Genomic DNA, 18,282 nt, shown 5'->3' with positions numbered 1-18,282 from the left:
CAACTCTAGTCCGGCTTCCCGATGCCGCTTTTTGAAACTGCGGCTCCGCCCCGCTATCCCAACCAGTCCGACAGCAAGAATCAGAATTACTCGAGAGGACCCTATGCAAAATTGGAAACGACTGCTGATGTTGATTGCCGCCGCCATCATTGGCTTGGCTGTCGTGCTTTTGGCATCCGGCATCGCTTTGACGAATTTCATAGTGGATTATTGGTGGCACGACGAGCTCGACTATGGCGGATATTTTTGGCTTAAACTTCTTTATCGCTACATTTTGTCGGGTAGCGTCACTCTGTTTTTCTTCTTCATCTTCTTCCTGAATTTCTGGGCTGCGTCCCGTTATCTCGGCATAGACGAAACCGCCTTTGCCAGATTGGGCCATACCGAAGGAACCCGCTACCGGCGATTGTTGAAACTCTTTCAAACCGGCTCTTTGCGGGTTTACACGCCATTGTCCTTAATTTTGGCCATTCTCATCGCGATTCCGTTCTACAAACAATGGAATGCCGCATTGCTGTTCTTGTTTGCTCCCAGCGCCGGAGTCACCGATCCGGTATTCGGGAACGATGTCAGCTTTTACATGTTCTCCTACCCGATCTTCACGCTGATTCAAAGGGAATTGCTCATCGCATCGATCATCGCGACGCTGGCGATCGCACTCCTTTATTGGCTGGAGCATCGGTTACTTCCGGGCGAAAAAAGGGAGTGGCCTATCGGCGCGAGAATTCACCTCAGCGGCCTGGTCATCATCACTGCGCTGATCGTGGCATGGGGTTTCATTCTCTACCGCTTCGGACTGCTATATACGGACGTCCACGAGCCCCAATTCTTCGGTCCGGGGTTCATCGAACTTCGCTATCACTTGCCTTTGATTTGGCTCGCTATTTTGACCCTGCTTGGGGCGGTGGCCGCCAGTTTGATCTATGTACACCGAGGCAACGGATTGACTGCACTGGTCAGTTTGGTCCTCATTTTCTCAGTCGCTTTGGGTGCCCGTAAGATCGACTTCATCCCCGGCTTGATCGATCGGTTTGTGGTAAAACCGAATCCCGTCAAGGTCGAGCAAGAGTTCATGCGGAACAATATCAATGCGACCCTTGCCGCTTATGAGCTGAACGACATCAAGATCATCGATGTCATGCCGGGTCTCCCTAACCGAGATATTCTCGATCAGGCCTTCCGCGAACACCTGTACAACATTCCGGTCTGGGATCCCGAATACCTTGACGACGTGTATCAGCAGATGCAGGGTATTCGGCCCTACTATCGCTTTCCAGGCGTGGACATTGCACGCTATGTAATCAACGGCCGGCTCGAGCAGGTGAATCTTTCCTCGCGCGAAGTCAACATCACCAAGCTGCCGTCCGAGGCTCAGAATTGGGAAAACACCCACCTCCGTTATACCCATGGCTACGGTGCGGTCATTACGCCCGCCGCTCAGGATGGCGAAACGCCGATGAAGTGGTTTCTCCGCGACTTGACCCTTCAGTCAGGAGTCGGCTTCGCGATCGAAAAGCCCGACATCTATTTCGGCGAAGAGAACTTAACCTACGCGATCGTACCGAATCGGCTCAGCGTGGTAGGCATTTCCAGCTTCGACGAGGAATCCAGCTACAACTATACCGGCAGCGGCGGGGTGCCGATTTCCTCGTTTTTCAGGAGACTGCTTTTCTCAATTTATTTCAGAGACGAGAAACTGTTTTTTTCGGTCAACATCCGCGGTGACAGCCGGGCGCTGTTCCGGCGCAACATCATCGATCGGATCAAGAGCCTCACGCCCTATTTGTCCTTGGACAACGACCCCTACGCCGTCGTCACGCCAAAGCGTATCTACTGGATCGTAGACGCCTACACGACTTCCGGCCTGTACCCGGTCTCAAAAACCTCGGTCACCCGTTTCAATCGGGACAGCGAGGATAAGCAATTCAATTACATCCGCAACTCGGTCAAAATCGTCATCGACGCTTTCGACGGTAACGTCGACTACTACGTCGCGAACCCAAACGATCCCATCATCCAGGGCTACAGAAAAGCTTATCCGGGTGTCTTCAAGGATATGAGCGCCATGCCGCCGATGCTCCGAGAGCAACTTCGCTATCCCAAGGATATGTTCACCACTCAGATGAGCATCTACGCCCGCTATCATCAAACCGACCCGGCTTTGTTCTTCCAGCAGGCGGAGACCTGGGATTTTCCTCTGGTCAACGATTCCATCCTGAAGCCCTTTTACTTCACAACTTACCTGTTGGAGGGACTTCGTGAGCCAGAAAACTTCGTTCTGATCAACCCGATGACCCCCATAGGACGGAGCAACCTCAGCGTGCTGGCAGTCGCGGGCACGCCGGCCGCCAGGGGGGGACGTACCGACTTTTTCAAGGAGATCGTCCTCTACAGATTCAGCCGCGAGGTCCAGGTCGAAGGCCCGTCTCAAGTCAGCGCTCTGATCGACCAGGACCCGGAGATCGCGAGACAGTTTGCCCTTTGGGACCAAAAGGGCTCGCATGTATTGCGCGGCCGCATCATCGTCCTGCCGGTGGGTCGATCGGTCTTGTATGTACAGCCCGTTTACATCGTCTCGACCGGCACCACGAGAATCCCGGAACTGCAACGGATCATTTTATCGATGGGAAACGTCGTCATTATGGATGCGTCTTTGGAGAGGGGAATGGAAAGACTCCAGGAGCGGCTAAGGGAAATAGGGCCCCAAGTACCGCCTAGCCCTCCGACGGCGCCCGTGGAGCCGCCACCGCCGCAATTGCCTGAAATCAGGCCGATGTAAGGCAAGACGAGTTTCGAGAAATCCACGGAACACGATCGCGGCAGTGAAAAGAATCACTGCCGCGATCGACCCTCTAGGCACGTAGGAAAAAGAAGCGGACAGACCGTTGTCCTAGGTCCTAGAAACGGCGGTTGGAACGTACCCGAGTGCGCGGCGTCACCCAAACGGTTCAGCGGATAGCCGCCGGGCTGTCCAAACTCGGACAGCTTCTCCGGTATTGCCTAACCACACAGTTGCCGTTTTTGGACTATCGGACTTTTGGCAACAGTTCGGTCGGCGAAGGCAACTCCTGTTTGTCGGTCGCTTTGATATCGATCGGCGTCGCATTCGTGGGATCGGAATCAGACTGTAGTTCGGGCAAAGGAGGCAGCCCATTCTCCAACTCGCCTGGATCTGTCGGCAAGGTTTCCGCTCCTGATTCGCCTGCTTCCGGAGATACCGGGGCTTCGTCATCTTCCAAGGTTTCCAAAGTATCCAGCTTATCTTCAAAAGTGGAGCCGGTATCGAGCGAAATCAGGCATCTTTCAGGCAAAGCCAACTTGTGTTCCGCTCCGGTAAATTCGATTTTCAAAACCCCTTTCAACGAGCGAGGTCCGGCAGCCAAGTATTGCTTCTTGACCGAATATTCCAGCAATGCCGAATCCAACTGATCGCCTACGGTAAAATCCAAAGGTGTTGCTATAGCGTCATCCGAACCGCCTTGCGAGAAGAAGGTTTCGAGCTTCAACTTATCGCCAGTCGGAACGCCGACGCCGCTGCCGGTGGCAAAAAAGCCCTGTAACTTGGCGCGCGCCATGATCTTTCCATTGATGCCAGGCGGAAATTCATGCTCGAATTTGATGACCACCTCCTGTTTCACCGGCGGTTTGGCAACAAAGGTGGCATTCGCAATGCTGACCGAGTTGTTCCGCGAGCCGTTGTAGCAAATTCTCGGAGTTTGGCCCGGATTATCGGCCTCGATTCGCACACCTCGATAATCACCGGTAATATCGACGCAGGTTTCGCCGGGCGCTTGCGGTGCAAGCCGGGTACCCTGAATATCTACTACCAGTCCGGAAGAAACGCCGGGCAAGAAAGACAGTAAAATAGACGCGGCGGATAAACTTTTTTTCCAAGGCATTGATGTTCCTCTAGTCGATTTCATATCCCACGGCCATGCTCGGCATTGTGTCCGTCGTGGCGCAGGGATGTCGGTGAGTCGAAATATAGCAAGCTTCGCATAAATGTCTCCACCGAAATACACCCAGAAAAGCGCATCGCAATGCGCACAAGACGTTTTTCGAATAACTCTCGACCAGCTTGGCAAATTGGTATGACGGATATCATCATCATCGGCGGTGGCGTTATCGGACTGATGACGGCGCGCGAACTCATAAGATCTGGCGCTCGCGTTCTCATCCTGGAAAGGCAGATGATTGGTCGGGAGTCTTCGTGGGCGGGCGGCGGAATTCTCAGTCCGCTCTATCCCTGGCGAGCCGTGGAGCCGATCCTCCAACTCTGGCTTCCAAGTCATGCTGAATATCCCAAGCTTGCCGAAACTCTACATCGCCGCACCGGGATCGATCCGGAATGGCGAAAGAGCGGATTATTGATTGCCGACTGCGAGAACGTGCATCTCGCGGAAACTTGGTGTGAAAGCTACGGGATTGCCTACGAACGGCCGGATCTCGCGCGCTTCCGTGAACTGGAGCCTGCCGTGCAATTTATGCCGAGTTCCCCCATATTCCTGCCTGACATCGCTCAGGTCAGAAATCCGAGATTGCTCCGAGCATTGCAGTCGGAGCTATTGGCAGACGGCGTGCAAATTTCGGAACACCGGACGGTCACCGAGATTGCCGTGGACCGCAGCAAGATCACGCATATTAACGCCGGGAACGAAACTTACTCCGCCGACCAATACGTCATTACTGCCGGAGCTTGGTCGGGAACGATGAGTGATCGCTTTTTTTCCGTGCCGCACCTCGACGTGGAACCAGTGAAAGGACAGATGATCGTCTTTTCGGCTGAGCCGGAGTTGCTCAGACATATGGTCCTGAGCCGAGATCACTACTTGATTCCTCGAAAAGACGGAAAGATCTTAGCGGGCAGTACCTTGGAGCACTCCGGCTTCGACAAGAGCACCACAGAGTCCGCACGGGACGAGCTTGCCGAGTTTGCCTATACCGTGCTCCCGGCACTCCGCGCTTGCTCGATTGAAAAACACTGGGCGGGACTGCGCCCCGGCTCGCCTAGGGGTATCCCGTATATAGGCAGGCATCCTGAGATTCAGAATTTACATTTCAATTGCGGCCATTTCCGCAACGGATTCGCCATGGCACCGGCTTCTGCCCGCCTCCTGGCCGACCTCCTCTTCGCCCGTACTTCTGAGCTTTCTCCGGAGCCTTATTCTCTGACTGCCGAGCATTGAGCAAATAGCCGGCGCTTTTTAGAGCGTTTTTCATCCCGGTGTACGGATTCGTGTGGGGCGGGAAGAACATAGGTCGGCAATCCCTTGCTGACAAAGCCCTTTGCCGAGCCGGTACGTCGGCAAGGGATTGCCGACCTACATATGGGGCTCCCTTACACCGAATCAGAAAATGCCCTATTGACTCGGTCTAAGAATATAGGCCGGGTTTATCCGGGGCAGGGCTTCTTAGCGCGGCGACAAGCCACGCGAGCTAGGCCTAAGCGTGTAAACCGGCTTGGACGGCGGCCCGAAATGCCAGAAAGGTATTTACGGGCCTGATTAACAATCGGCTAGCTTCAGCCGTCGCCGGATTCCTTCAGCGATACGGTTTCATCCGCCAGTTCGGCGACAGCTGCTCGCGGCAATTCACTCAGACCGATCCCGCCTTCCCGATGGTGAGCGATGATGGCTTTACGCATTCTAGGGTCCCAGAATTTCCGGATGTGATCGGCGATGCCATGTATCGCAATGGATCGGTCCGGCTCGGCATTAAAAAAATTGCCGATGTCATTGGCCATTTTTACCAGATTTTCGATATTCATGATCTTCTTGTTTGAGAGGTTGAAGGCTTGGCGGCGTTAAGCGCTCAGGCCTTGCTGTGCAGCAGGCGTTGCGGATTTGCGTAAACCACATGCTTGTCGCCACGGGCAAATCCGACCAGCGTGACCCCCGCATCTTCGGCCAAGCGCACCGCGAGTCCGGTAGGCGCTGAGATCGCGGCCAGAAAACCGATGCCGACGGACGCGCATTTCTGCACCATCTCATAACTGGCCCGGCTGGTTACCACCACGAAGCCACTGCCGAAATCGACACCTTGCCGCGCCAGCGCGCCGATAAGCTTGTCCAGCGCATTATGCCGGCCGATATCCTCGCGAACCCACTGTATGCCTTGTCCCGGCACGGCCCAAGCCGCCGCGTGTACCGCCCCGGTGATACGGTTTAACCTTTGATGCTCCGATAGCTCGGCGAGCACCCGAATCAATTCCGGCGCCGACACTTGCACACCCTGCCCTACCGGACCCGGCCGGCGCATGGCCTGTTGGAGCGTGCGCGCACCGCAAAGCCCGCAGCCGGTCCGTCCGGCGAGATTGCGCCCTTTCTCCGCGACACCCGCGCAACGCGCCTCCGGAATGCGTAGGCGCACCTCGATTCCCTCGGCACGCTGGTAAACCTTTATCGACTCCACCTCGCCCGGCGACGCGACGATAGCCTCAGTAAGGCTGAACCCCAGAGCGAAATCCTCCAGATCCAAAGGCGTCGCCAACATGACGGCATGCGGTTCGCCGTTATACATCAAGGCAATCGGAGCTTCCTCGGCGATACAGTCGTCCTGATTGGCATGTTTATCGCCATGCCAGCGCTCAACCGGACTGACTCGATAACTGGGCCACCCCAATTCGGAGGCGAGAACGGCCATCTCGCAGTCTCAACCGGTGGCCGATGTACGTTGCTCGAGCAACGCCAACTGTTCCTCCGAGAACTCCTGGTACCGGCGCTGCCATTCCGAGGGGCCGGAAACTTTGGTGACTTGCACCGCCGTCACCTTGTACTCAGGGCAATTGGTCGCCCAGTCGGAATTGTCTGTAGTAATGACATTGGCGCCCGATTCCGGAAAGTGGAAAGTGGTATACACCACGCCCGGCTGCACCCGTTCGGTGAGGGTGGCTCTCAGTACGGTTTCGCCCGAACGGCTCTTGATGCCTACCCAGTCGCCGTCCTTGATACCGCGTTGTTCCGCATCGTGCGGATGGATTTCCAGACGATCCTCCGAATGCCAGACCGAATTCATGGTGCGGCGGGTCTGCGCACCCACGTTATATTGGGACAGGATGCGGCCGGTAGTAAGGATCAGCGGATAACGGCTGCTGGTCCGTTCCTGGGTCGGCACGTATTCCGTCAGCATGAAGCGTCCTTTGCCGCGCACGAACTGGTCGATGTGCATGGTCGGCGTACCGATCGGCGCTTTCTCGTTGCACGGCCATTGCACGCTGCCCAGCTCGTCGAGCTTGGCGAAGCTGACGCCCGTGAAAGTCGGCACCAGCCGCGCTATCTCGTCCATAATCTCGGACGGGTGCGAATAGTTCATGGGGTAACCCAAGGCATTCGACAGCAACTGGGTTACTTCCCAGTCCTCGTAGCCGGCCAAAGGCGGCATGACTTTCCTGACTGGGGAAATACGCCGTTCGGCATTGGTGAAAGTGCCGTTCTTTTCCAGGAACGACGCGCCCGGCAGAAACACGTGGGCGAACTTCGCAGTTTCATTCAAGAACAAATCCTGCACCACCACGCATTCCATGGCCCGGAGGGCGGCATGGACATGCTGGGTATCCGGATCGGACTGCGCGATATCTTCACCCTCGCAATACAGCCCCTTGAAGCTTCCGTCCAGCGCGGCGCCGAACATATTGGGGATGCGCAAGCCCGGCTCGGATTCCAGGGTTACGCCCCACGCCGATTCGAACTGGGCGCGGGTTTCGAAATCGGAGACGTGGCGATAGCCAGGGAATTCGTGCGGGAACGAACCCATGTCGCAGGAGCCCTGCACGTTGTTCTGGCCACGCAAGGGGTTCACGCCCACGCCTTCCCGTCCGATATTGCCGGTCGCCATGGCCAAATTGGCGATGCCGATCACTGTGGTGGAACCCTGGCTGTGTTCGGTAACGCCGAGGCCGTAGTAAATCGCGGCATTGCCGCCGGTGGCGTAGAGCCTCGCCGCGGCGCGCACCGTCGCTGCCGGAACGCCGGTCACCGATTCGCTCGCTTCAGGCGAGTTGCGCTCTTCGCTGACGAAGGACTTCCACTTCTCGTAAGAGGCCGTTTCGCAGCGCTCCAGTGCGAAAGCGTCGTTTGAAAGTCCTTCAGTAACAATCACGTGGGCCAAGGCGTTGATCAGCGCCACATTGGTACCGGGCCGCAGTTTCAGATGGTAATCGGCCTTCACGTGCGCGGATCTCACCAGATCGATGTCGCGCGGATCGGCCACGATCAGCTTGGCGCCTTCGCGGATACGGCGCTTCATCATCGAGCCGAACACCGGATGGCCATCGGTGGGATTGGCGCCTATCACCATGATGACGTCGGCCTTCATGACCGAATCGAAAGTCTGGGTCCCGGCCGACTCGCCCAAGGTCTGCTTGAGGCCATAGCCGGTGGGCGAGTGGCAGACCCGGGCGCAGGTGTCGACGTTATTGTTGCCGAAAGCCGCGCGCACCAGCTTCTGCACCAGGTAGGTCTCCTCATTGGTGCAACGGCTGGAAGTCAAGGCGCCCACGGAATAGCGACCGTACTGGGCCTGAATACGCTTGAACTCGGATGCGGCATAGTTTATCGCTTCTTCCCAGGATACGACCTGCCATGGATCGTTGATGCTTTTCCGAATCATGGGCGTCGTAATGCGATCCTTGTGGGTCGCATAGCCGAAGGCGAAACGTCCCTTGACGCAGGAATGGCCGTGATTGGCGTGGCCATCCTTGTTGGGCACCATGCGCACCACCTCGGCTCCCTTCATTTCCGCCTTGAACGAGCAGCCCACGCCGCAATAGGCGCAGGTGGTGACAATGCTGTGTTCCGGCTGGCCCTTCTCGATTACGGACTTTTCCATCAGCGTCGCAGTCGGACACGCCTGTACACAGGCCCCGCAAGAAACGCATTCGGACTCCATGAAGGCCTGGTTCTGCCCGGGCGAAACCTTGGAGTCGAAGCCCCGGCCGTCCAGGGTCAAGGCGAAGGTACCCTGCACTTCTTCGCAGGCACGCACGCAACGGGAGCAGACGATGCACTTGGCCGGATCGAAGGCAAAATAGGGGTTGCTGGTGTCCTTTTCGGCCTTCAGATGGTTCTCGCCCTCGTAGCCATAACGCACTTCCCTGAGGCCCACCGCGCCGGCCATATCCTGCAATTCGCAATTGCCATTGGCGGAGCAGGTGAGGCAATCCAGCGGATGGTCCGAAATGTACAGTTCCATCACCCCGCGGCGGACTTTGGCCAATCGCTCGTTCTGGGTGCAGACCTTCATGCCTTCCGCCACCGGCGTGGTGCAGGACGCGGGCAGTCCTCGTCCGCCCTCGATTTGCACCAGGCATAAGCGGCAGGAACCGAAAGGTTCCAGGCTATCCGTGGCGCACAGTTTCGGGATCTGGATGCCGATGCTGGCCGCCGCTCTGAGAACCGATGTGCCCTCGGGCACGGTCACGCTGAAGCCGTCAATTTCCAAGGTGACCAGCTTGTCGGATTGGCTTGGGGGGGTGCCGAAGTCGTTATCACGTAGTGCCATGGGATGACTCCTGAGTCGTAAGATGCGCAATGCGCACCGCAAAGCATTCGGGGCGGGCGACGCACCCTATTTCTAAGCAGCTTTGTCTGCCGTGGAAATGCCGAAATCCTCGGGAAAATGGTTGAGAGCGCTCAACACCGGGTACGGCGTCATGCCGCCCAACGCACAAAGCGATCCATTGAGGAGGGTATCGGAAAGATCCCGGAGGAGCGCTAGGTTTTTCTCCCGGTCTACGCCTTCAATGATCTTGTCGATTACTTCTATGCCGCGAGTCGACCCGATTCGGCAGGGCGTACACTTGCCGCAGGACTCGATGGCGCAGAATTCCATGCCGTAGCGGGCCATCTTGGCCATGTCGACGGTGTCGTCGAAGGCCACCACGCCGCCGTGGCCGAGCACCGCCCAAACGGCGGAAAACGCTTCGTAGTCCAGCGGCGTATCGAACTGGGATTCCGGCAGGTACGCGCCCAAAGGCCCGCCGACCTGTACCGCGCGAATCGGCCTTCCGGTGGCGGAACCGCCGCCATAGTCGTAAAGGATTTCCCGTAAGGTGATACCGAAAGCCTTCTCGATCAACCCCGGATGCTTGATGTTGCCCGCCAATTGAATCGGCAGCGTGCCGCGCGAGCGGCCCATGCCGAAATCACGGTAGTATTCGCCGCCCTTGTCGAGAATGATCGGCACCGAAGCCAGCGAAATGACGTTGTTGATGACGGTCGGCCGTCCGAACAGCCCTTCGATGGCCGGCAGCGGCGGCTTGAAGCGGACCAGTCCCCGCTTGCCTTCGAGGCTCTCGAGAAGCGAGGTTTCCTCGCCGCACACATATGCTCCGGCGCCCAAACGAACTTCCAGATCGAAGCTCTTGCCGCTGCCCAGAATGTCTTTTCCGAGGTAACCGGACCGATACGCAGCGTCGATGGCCTCGTTCAGCGCACGATGGGCATGGGGATATTCGACGCGCAGATAAATGTAACCCTGGGTTGCACCCACCGCGAGCCCGGCGATGGTCATGCCCTCGATCAGAACTAACGGGTCCCCTTCCATGATCATACGGTCGGAGAAAGTGCCCGAGTCGCCCTCGTCGGCGTTGCAGACGATGTATTTTATGTCCGATGCCGTATTCAACACCGTGCGCCATTTGATGCCGGTCGGAAAAGCCGCACCGCCGCGTCCGCGTAGCCCCGAGGTGGTGACCTCGTCAACGATGGCAGAGGGCTCCATGTCCAAAGCGCGGCGTAAGCCGCGAAAGCCCTGATGACCCAGATAGTCGTCCAGGCTGACCGGATCGGTGATCCCGACGCGGGCAAAGGTCAGCCTTTCCTGATTCTTGAAATAAGGAATGGCATCGGTCGGCCCAAGGCAAAGGGAATGCGAACCGCCCTGAAGAAAACCCGCCTCGAATAAGGAAGGCACGTCGCCGATACGCACCGGCCCATAGGCTATCCGGCCTTCCTCGGTAGCCACTTCTACCAGGGGCTCCAGCCAATACATGCCACGGGAGCCGTTACGAACCAAATCGATAGCGATATTTCGTTTGGCCGCTTCGGCCCGAATGGCGGCGGCGACCTGCTCGGCGCCCAGGGAAAGCGCGCTGGAGTCTCGAGAAACGTAAACGGTCGTCATTGCGCATCAACCTGCATATTTTCAATAATCCCGTCGAACGTCTCGGACGTCACGCGTCCGTATACGTTTTTATCGATCATGATCGATGGCGAACACGCGCAGTTGCCGAGACAATATACGGGCTCCAGGCTGAAAGCCCCGTCGCCGGTCGTTTCGTGGTAATCGATATTCAGCCGCTGCTTGGCATGAGTTTCCAGTGCCTCGGAACCCATCGCTTGGCAGGATTCGGCCCGGCACAGATAGATGGTGCGCTTGCCCGGCGGCGTGCTACGGAAATAGTGGTAAAAGCTGATGACGCCGTGCACTTCGGCGCGCGAAAGGTTCAGTTCCCCTGCGATCAGCGGGACACTGTCCGGTGGCACATACCCTAATGCGTCTTGAATGCCGTGCAGAATCGGCAACAATGCACCAGGTTTATCCTTATCACAGCGGATAATTTCCTGCACGTGTTCCCGATCCCATTCGTGTTCTGTCATTTGCCCCTCGCTCAACTACCTCTAAGAATGGGTGGAAATCGCACAAACTTCGATAATCGCCATTCCCTCTCACTACTTAGAAAGTAAAGTAATTTATGCATCTATATGCACATTTTAAAGGCTCGTTGTCGCTTTGCAATATCTTTCTTGACTAAATTGCTAAGCTTTTCAGCAAAGCAACAACCTCGTTGGCGGTCATGAAACGCGATCAGGACAGAGGAAGGCGTTTGGATTAAGGTCGCTGGTACTCACCCGAGCGCTGTTCGTATCGGAACGCGCAGTGCAGCCCGAGTAATATGGCTACATGGAGAAGGCGCGGTATCGGTGAGACCGATTCGACCGATGCAGTCGAGTTGCGGCTTAGTATTGAATTACGATTACTACCCCTGGTGACACGGACATCGAAATTAAGCCGATTATGACCTTGGTCTTTTACCGACCGGTTCGGCACAAAGCGAGGTTCCGCGAGTGTGGAGGATCTGATTGAAACAAGACGGCCGGGGTCCAGGTGCCCCGGCCGTCTTATCGCCCCGAAGCTCAGCGCTTCTTGCTTACTTTCTCGTTATACGCGGTGATTTCCTCGGCATCGAGCTTGTCATCCTTGTTCGTGTCAGCCATGTTGAATATCTCCTCCGGGACCCCATTGGCCAGGGCGTCTTTCTTGGTTAGCGATCTCTCAGTTGACTGTTCCTCGGGCTGGGGAGTGGTGGCGCCGGGCACCGCGGGGTCGCCCGCGTCGCGGAACGCGTAGGCCGTACCGAAGGATAGCGAAATAACAGCGGCCAGAAGGCTCAACGTAGATTTTGTAGCCATGGATACACTCCTTTTGATGGTTAGAGGCAGTATGGTCGGAGCCACAACGACACCTCCAAGCAAGACCAGGGCCAATGCAACAACTTTATGATTATTGGAAATAATATGGCGAACTTCGAATATTCTTCACGAAAACCGTCGTTCTGCGACTACAGTCACAGAGCGATTGTGGATGGACACAAGATTCAACTCGGGTGCCTGTGGGAACAATGAAAACGGGCGCGTCGAAAGGCCTTCAAAAGGCCGGGGGATTGTAAAAAAGCCGCCGGAAACGAGGGGAGCCGCCTCATAAAGCCTCCTCTGTACCAGGTGTCGAACATCGCAGAACTACGTCCGACTCTTGGCCCAGTTGGAACTGGGAGTTATGCTCGAAAGTTGACGGGCCGGCAAAATTTGACCATTACTCGGAACTGGTCGAGCGCACAAAATCGGCCCTGCGCCCCCGCGCGAGGGGAATACCTGTTGCCAATTCTCCGCTGCCGTTGGGAACCGGGGTTCCTAAAAGTATGACTACGCAATCGGCATGGAACGACCGGTTTCCCCCATTGCCGATGGATTTCCCTCGGCTGCGGCTTGAGCACCGGTTGGCGGTTCGCGCTGAAACCGCCCCCGACAGCGGACGTCGTGCAGTGGCGTCATTTCCACAAACGAGGCGCCTCCATCCACCACCGGCCCCACAGCTAAAGTCTCTGGTGATCAGCGGCAGTTCTTTTCGATCAACGCCGCAGTAACTCGGGTCTCGCACCCGTACCTTGCATTTATGGATTTCCTATCGATGTCGACCATGCCCTCCCAATTAGATCTGGCATAGGTTTTGCTGGTTATCGCTTAGGCCAAGTCGACAAGCCTAAATTCTCTACCCTCGATAATTTTGGGAGACACTTATGAAAGTACGGCAACTACTTAGGACAGCACACCCTATTTTCTTGGCTCTACCCTTGTTGCTGATGGGATGCGAGCGATCCGAGCAACAACCCAGCATGCCGCCAAAGGAGTTAACCGCTCCGACTCCGGCCCCAGATTCCGATCTGCCTAAACCGAACCAAACGGAAGTGGTGCCCGTCACGCCGCCCCCATCGCCAGAAAGCAATACGACACCTTAAACGAGAAGCTTTCTCGTCCGCTCACTGGAAACAATGCGAACAAGCCCGGATGATTGCGAGCAGGAAACGGTCGACGACTGCTCGCAATCGTTCGGATACTTACAAGCGACCGTAGCGATTCAGCCTGCCGCCGGCGGGGGGAATTCAAACGCTTCCGCCCCAGTGGCGCTATGCCACCGCTACCGCTCACTGAAGGCTTCTCATCCGCAGGCGCGCGTTATCCACAGATGTGCCTTTCGTGACAGAACGTTGGAATTAGCGCCGGACGCGCAAAAAGCGACGTGGCCATCAACGATTGCTGCATCTCAAACGTCCATCCCGGACCATTTTACCACTGCAAGATGAGCTGTTCGGTAGACTGCATGCGAATAGTAGAACTGAGGCTGCTTTCAGTTGGCTGTCGGACACAAACACTTATTCCAGGTTTACGTCCGGAATCACACAACTGACCCGACCGACGCTGTCATTCGCAAGTCCCGCAGGAATTTGCAAAAAGGTTCGAGTCGTGTTCGGTTCGATCGTTCCCGATAATACGGCTTTTAGAGGCTCCAAAAGCTCCAGATCCTTGGAATACTGAAGACAAACCACTTCGATTCCGCTGATTCGCCGTTCACTGCCGTTCTTGATAGAAAAATCGAACAACATCGTTTTGTCTGCTGGATCTAAAGTCCAGCTAAAATCCGTCAGCTCGATCGCGCGTAGGATTTCGTATTTCGCACGCGTGTCGGAACCGGTCGGGGGCTGCACGGATTCTTCCTTGGTGAGTTCGGGCGATGAACCATCCGGCGGCGTGATCCCTTCGCCGATGCTAGTCGACGTACTCTCCCGAAGCAGGGCTTTTTCATCCAAGCTCGCCGATTCGGTCTGCCGGCGAGCTTCGTCTTGCGCGACACGTCCGTGCCGATGCTCGGCAAACCGTGTACCCAGCTGCCAAGCCGCGGTCGCAAGCAATATGGTCAGGAGCAAAGAAGCAAGCACGTGAGCGTAACGGCGGAACCATGGCTTTTGAGACCCACCCTCACGGCACTCCGCCGGCGCGGTAGCCGTTTCCTCCTCATATTCGGTTTCGCCGCGCTTCTTTGGGCTTGGGCTTATCGGGCCAGCCCCGTAACCGACCGCATCCCAAATCGCCTTTTCCTCGGGCACAATTCTGTCGGCGAACGGCGGCTTCAACTCCTTCGCACGGGCAGGCGTGCCGCGCGCGTCACTTTTACTTTTGTGTTCGTTCAAAGCATGCCGAAATGCGAGGCATGCTTCGCCAAGGTGTCTCAGAACGTCTTTGATGAATTTTTCGTACAATACTAGGCGCACTTTTTGATGAATCGGAACCTCGATCCGATCGAGAACCGCTGACAACGCATCCAATATCGCGACGGGGCTCCAGGGTGTGGCCGGTAATGAATCAAGCGCTCGGCCGACTACCTCGGCGTAGGTTTCATCGAGACGACGAATACTTTGACCGTGTTGGAGTTCGACGTCCCGAACCCTGCGGGCCAGATGCTCGTCCACCGCAAATGTCCGCCGATAGCCTGGTATTTGGCCGGTCTGCCATGCACGGTCACCGGCGTCCGCGCTAGAGTTCTGCTTGCCGGCATCCTGTTGATCCGAAAAACGCGCAAAAGAACCCAGCAATTCCTGGCTAAGACTTTCCGAAACGACCTCTTGATCAAGGTGAAGAGTTGTCCACACGTCGGCAAGATGATCCTGTAATGTCGAATCGAAGCTTTCGATGTTTTGAACAGCCGTCGCTAGATTCAAATCGTCCAACATGTAGCGAAAGCGATCTTGAATGACGCCTACGAATGTCGACCGATAAAGTTCGATTAATACCGGAAAATCCATCGTATTTTTTGGTCCGTCAAGCATGGATACCATTTTATAATTCTCACCTATTTATGCGGCGGAACAGGAGCACGAGTCGAGGCCGGCTCCGCTAAAATAGTCGGTCGAGTTCTTCCATCTTTTCGGTTCCGCACTTCCGAACAAATTCGAAATCAGGCATCCTGCCCATGAACGACAGCCTAAACGCGTCCGTTAATTCCGGCTCGAACAACTCGGTCCAAGACAGTGATTCGCACCACCGTTCCATCCGCAGCTTCACTCTCCGCCAAGGTCGATTCACCGTAGCGCAACGGAGAGCCATGGAGGCTCTTTGGCCCATCTATGGACTAAATGTCGCCGATACGCCCCCCGATTTCGAGGCGATTTTCGGCCGGGGCGCGCCTCTGGTCGTCGAAATCGGCTTCGGTAACGGCGAAACTCTGGCACAACTCGCCGGCAACCAGCCGCAGACCAACTTCATAGGCGTAGAAGTCCACCGACCTGGCGTCGCGCAGTTGCTGGCGCGCCTAAAAGAACGCGAACTAAATAATGTGCGTATTTTTTGCGCCGACGCTGTCGACATCCTGACAAATCAGATCGCTGACGGAAGCCTTTCGGGCGTGAACTTGTTTTTCCCGGATCCGTGGCCCAAAAAGCGCCACCACAAGCGCCGACTGGTCAACCCGGAATTTATCAGCCTCGTAGCGCGGAAGCTCAAGTACGGTGGCTATTTTCATGCCGCCACGGACTGGGAAGATTATGCTCAGCACATGCTGGACGTGCTCGAACATTGCGATCGTCTTGAAAACACCGCAGGCGGGAGCAAGTTTTCCCCTCGCCCGACGCACAGAGCGTTGACCAAATTCGAACGCCGCGGACAAGAGCTCGGACACGGCGTATGGGATTTGATTTTTATCCGGCGAGCAGACGATCTTTAGCCGGCCACTGCTTCCGCGGGTTGGAACGGCTCTTCCTCCGCCTCGACCTCTGGCTGTACGTCATCCAGCTGCATCGCTTGCCGTATGGCCAGGAGTTCATCGTATTGCCGACGGAGCGGCTCCAAAGCCTGGGTGAGCGCGGCGATCTCCTGATCCAAGGAGTGACTGGATTCGTTGATCTTGCGCAATACGTCCAGCTTGCTTTCGATTACGCGTTTATGATCCCGAATTTGATGGATAAGCGGCGTAAGGGCCATGCCGGACCAACCCACCGCATCCTTGTGTGCGTGCAGAAAAAGCTCTCGGGCGCGGGCGACAACCGTTGTATAAAGCTTTACCACAACCATGCTCTGCTCCATCAAAGTTGACGAAGCACTGTCTCTGAAAGCCTCCCCTTCCTTGAATACCCGCTCCAGTTCGGCCTGATATTTCTTGAGCGAGAGCGACGGCGCCTTGAGATCGGCAAAGCCATATTCCTCCTGGAATTTTCCGTATATCCCTTTCACCAGTTTTCGACTTTCCTCAGAGATCGACACGGCTTTGACAAGCACGCCGTTCAACTCCTCGAGCACTCCCGCCATGACCGATTTCATCCCGATCGTCGTCAGACTTCCGGCCATCTGCCGCCGAGTTCGCTTGATAATCTCATCGATGCTTTCCGGCGCCAGGGACTCGACCAAAGCCTTGGCCTGCACCGCGAACACCCGTCGGCTCGCCTGAAATTGGTTTACGCTGGCCAAATAAGCATTTTGCTGGTCTCGGGTCTCGGTCATCAGCTGCTTGATCTTGTCCCGATTATTGACATCGACATTGCGGAGATCGTTGATCTGGCGCTCGGCATCCGCTATATGGGCCTGCAGTACACCGGTCGATTCGGTAACCAAATGGCCGATCCTCTCGGTGACCGACGTCATCAGCAGATTCTGCCTCTCCTTTACCACTTTTTCGGCCAAGAAACTCTCAAAAAGATGGAGACGGCTTTTTTCCAGGAGTTCTTGGTCGCCCTTCACTTTGGCAAGCAAAGCCTGTTTGGCGGTCAAGGGAAAAATCGAGCTCGCGTCGACTTCCAAAGTTCTGGCAACTGAGTCGATTTGGGCGCGAATCGATTTCTCGATGACGTCGTCTCCGTGCAAATCCCCCCACATCGAATCGATCTTGTTCATGACCACCGCCAGACCGCTTCTTTTCTGCTGGCCTTGGCGGGAACCCCGAACATGGTTGCACCACATATCCAGATCGCTCTTGGTAACCCCGGTATCCGCTGCAAGCACGAAGATAACCGCTTGAGCGCTGGGCAGCATGTGCAAGGTCAACTCGGGTTCCGCCCCGAGTGCGTTGAGACCGGGTGTGTCCAGAATGGTAAGGCCTTCCTTTAAGAGGTAATGCGGAAAACTGATCAATGCGTGACGCCAGCACGGAATCTCGACGGTCTCCGGCGCCACCACCTGTCCCGGATGAAGATCTTCGTTGTACAGACCGAGCTGCTTCGCTTCTTCGAGCGGCACACGCTTGGTTGCGGTCAGCTCTTGAAATGCTTCCTGCATTTGCACCGGCGAGGTGCAATCCAATTCGATCTGCATCCAACTCTGCGGGTGTCGCTTGTATTCGCTGAGCGATGCCTGGTTCAGACGGCTCTCGATCGCCAAGAGTCGGATATAGGCACCGCCTTCGGGGTCGTAAAAGATCTCCGTCGGACACATGGTTGTTCTTCCGGGAGATGATGGCAAAAGCCGAACACCGGTATCCGAGAAAAACAAAGCGTTAATGAGCTCGGTCTTGCCTCGCGAAAATTCGGCGGCGAAGGCAAGCACAATACGATCCGCGCGCAAGCTGTCGAGCATGCCCAGAAGAGTTTCATTTACGGCATCGCTGTTCAATTCATGCTGATCAAGCCAGGAACGATATCGCTCAACCGCCTGGCTCAGTTGCTCACGCCACTGGCCGTAGCCTCGCAGCTTGTCTTCTAAATGAATGATGCTCATCTCCGACTCTCGACCCGATCGTCTAGTG

The 18,282-nt window shown here is 56.2% G+C and carries 12 protein-coding genes; 3 read left to right on the top strand and 9 right to left on the bottom strand.

Features of this window, described 5'->3' with window-relative positions; all coding sequences use genetic code 11:
* Window positions 1–103: 103 nt before the first annotated feature.
* Entirely contained in the window at window positions 104–2,779 is a 2,676-nt protein-coding gene (locus tag JOD69_RS05020; protein ID WP_086135069.1) for a UPF0182 family protein, read from the top strand.
* A gap of 247 nt (window positions 2,780–3,026) precedes the next feature.
* On the opposite strand, the gene JOD69_RS05015 is transcribed toward JOD69_RS05020, so the two are convergent.
* Entirely contained in the window at window positions 3,027–4,022 is a 996-nt protein-coding gene (locus tag JOD69_RS05015; protein WP_156879432.1) for a hypothetical protein, read from the bottom strand.
* A 69-nt stretch (window positions 4,023–4,091) separates the two neighbouring features.
* Here JOD69_RS05015 and thiO point away from each other — a divergent pair, with 69 nt between their 5' ends.
* Window positions 4,092–5,186, top strand: a complete 1,095-nt coding sequence (gene thiO / locus JOD69_RS05010) for a glycine oxidase ThiO (RefSeq protein ID WP_086135067.1) — start codon at window positions 4,092–4,094, stop codon at window positions 5,184–5,186.
* 335 nt (window positions 5,187–5,521) lie between these two features.
* Here the strand turns inward: thiO and JOD69_RS05005 are convergent, their stop codons facing one another.
* From JOD69_RS05005 to JOD69_RS04975, 7 genes are all read right to left on the bottom strand, one after another.
* Entirely contained in the window at window positions 5,522–5,767 is a 246-nt protein-coding gene (locus JOD69_RS05005) for a formate dehydrogenase subunit delta (RefSeq protein ID WP_086135066.1), read from the bottom strand.
* Between the two features lie 44 nt (window positions 5,768–5,811).
* Window positions 5,812–6,642, bottom strand: a complete 831-nt coding sequence (gene fdhD / locus JOD69_RS05000) for a formate dehydrogenase accessory sulfurtransferase FdhD (RefSeq protein WP_086135065.1) — start codon at window positions 6,640–6,642, stop codon at window positions 5,812–5,814.
* 9 nt (window positions 6,643–6,651) lie between these two features.
* Entirely contained in the window at window positions 6,652–9,498 is a 2,847-nt protein-coding gene (gene fdhF / locus JOD69_RS04995; protein WP_086135064.1) for a formate dehydrogenase subunit alpha, read from the bottom strand.
* 72 nt (window positions 9,499–9,570) lie between these two features.
* The gene (locus JOD69_RS04990; protein ID WP_086135063.1) at window positions 9,571–11,121 is read right to left on the bottom strand and encodes an NADH-quinone oxidoreductase subunit NuoF; all 1,551 of its coding nucleotides are present in this window, start codon (window positions 11,119–11,121) and stop codon (window positions 9,571–9,573) included.
* Complete coding sequence (locus tag JOD69_RS04985) at window positions 11,118–11,597, bottom strand: formate dehydrogenase subunit gamma (RefSeq protein ID WP_086135062.1); 480 nt, start codon at window positions 11,595–11,597, stop codon at window positions 11,118–11,120. The genes JOD69_RS04990 and JOD69_RS04985 overlap by 4 nt, the downstream gene beginning before the upstream one ends.
* A gap of 537 nt (window positions 11,598–12,134) precedes the next feature.
* Entirely contained in the window at window positions 12,135–12,410 is a 276-nt protein-coding gene (locus JOD69_RS04980; RefSeq protein WP_086135061.1) for a hypothetical protein, read from the bottom strand.
* A 1,517-nt stretch (window positions 12,411–13,927) separates the two neighbouring features.
* Window positions 13,928–15,379, bottom strand: coding sequence for a hypothetical protein (locus JOD69_RS04975; RefSeq protein WP_210023809.1), 1,452 nt, complete (start codon window positions 15,377–15,379; stop codon window positions 13,928–13,930).
* Between the two features lie 143 nt (window positions 15,380–15,522).
* Here JOD69_RS04975 and trmB point away from each other — a divergent pair, with 143 nt between their 5' ends.
* Window positions 15,523–16,272 (top strand): tRNA (guanosine(46)-N7)-methyltransferase TrmB, encoded by a 750-nt coding sequence (trmB, locus tag JOD69_RS04970; protein WP_086135059.1) that lies wholly within the window; start codon window positions 15,523–15,525, stop codon window positions 16,270–16,272.
* Here the strand turns inward: trmB and JOD69_RS04965 are convergent.
* Window positions 16,269–18,254 carry a dynamin family protein gene (locus tag JOD69_RS04965; protein ID WP_077729818.1) on the bottom strand — a complete coding sequence of 662 codons (1,986 nt, stop codon included), beginning with the start codon at window positions 18,252–18,254 and terminating at the stop codon, window positions 16,269–16,271. The two genes, trmB and JOD69_RS04965, sit on opposite strands and share 4 nt — an antisense overlap.
* Window positions 18,255–18,282 lie beyond the last annotated feature (28 nt).

Origin of the sequence: Methylocaldum sp. RMAD-M (assembly GCF_017832375.1) — a bacterium.
Classification (GTDB): domain Bacteria; phylum Pseudomonadota; class Gammaproteobacteria; order Methylococcales; family Methylococcaceae; genus Methylocaldum.
This window is presented reverse-complemented; position numbering and strand designations above follow the sequence as displayed.

Bases quoted from the DNA above. Each gene is read 5' to 3' on its own strand.
- JOD69_RS05020 (WP_086135069.1), top strand. From the start codon at position 104: ATGCAAAATTGGAAACGACTGCTGATGTTGATTGCCGCCGCCATCATT.
- thiO (WP_086135067.1), top strand. From the start codon at position 4,092: ATGACGGATATCATCATCATCGGCGGTGGCGTTATCGGACTGATGACG.
- JOD69_RS05005 (WP_086135066.1), bottom strand. From the start codon at position 5,767: ATGAATATCGAAAATCTGGTAAAAATGGCCAATGACATCGGCAATTTT.
- fdhD (WP_086135065.1), bottom strand. From the start codon at position 6,642: ATGGCCGTTCTCGCCTCCGAATTGGGGTGGCCCAGTTATCGAGTCAGT.
- fdhF (WP_086135064.1), bottom strand. From the start codon at position 9,498: ATGGCACTACGTGATAACGACTTCGGCACCCCCCCAAGCCAATCCGAC.
- JOD69_RS04990 (WP_086135063.1), bottom strand. From the start codon at position 11,121: ATGACGACCGTTTACGTTTCTCGAGACTCCAGCGCGCTTTCCCTGGGC.
- JOD69_RS04985 (WP_086135062.1), bottom strand. From the start codon at position 11,597: ATGACAGAACACGAATGGGATCGGGAACACGTGCAGGAAATTATCCGC.
- JOD69_RS04980 (WP_086135061.1), bottom strand. From the start codon at position 12,410: ATGGCTACAAAATCTACGTTGAGCCTTCTGGCCGCTGTTATTTCGCTA.
- JOD69_RS04975 (WP_210023809.1), bottom strand. From the start codon at position 15,379: ATGCTTGACGGACCAAAAAATACGATGGATTTTCCGGTATTAATCGAA.
- trmB (WP_086135059.1), top strand. From the start codon at position 15,523: ATGAACGACAGCCTAAACGCGTCCGTTAATTCCGGCTCGAACAACTCG.
- JOD69_RS04965 (WP_077729818.1), bottom strand. From the start codon at position 18,254: ATGAGCATCATTCATTTAGAAGACAAGCTGCGAGGCTACGGCCAGTGG.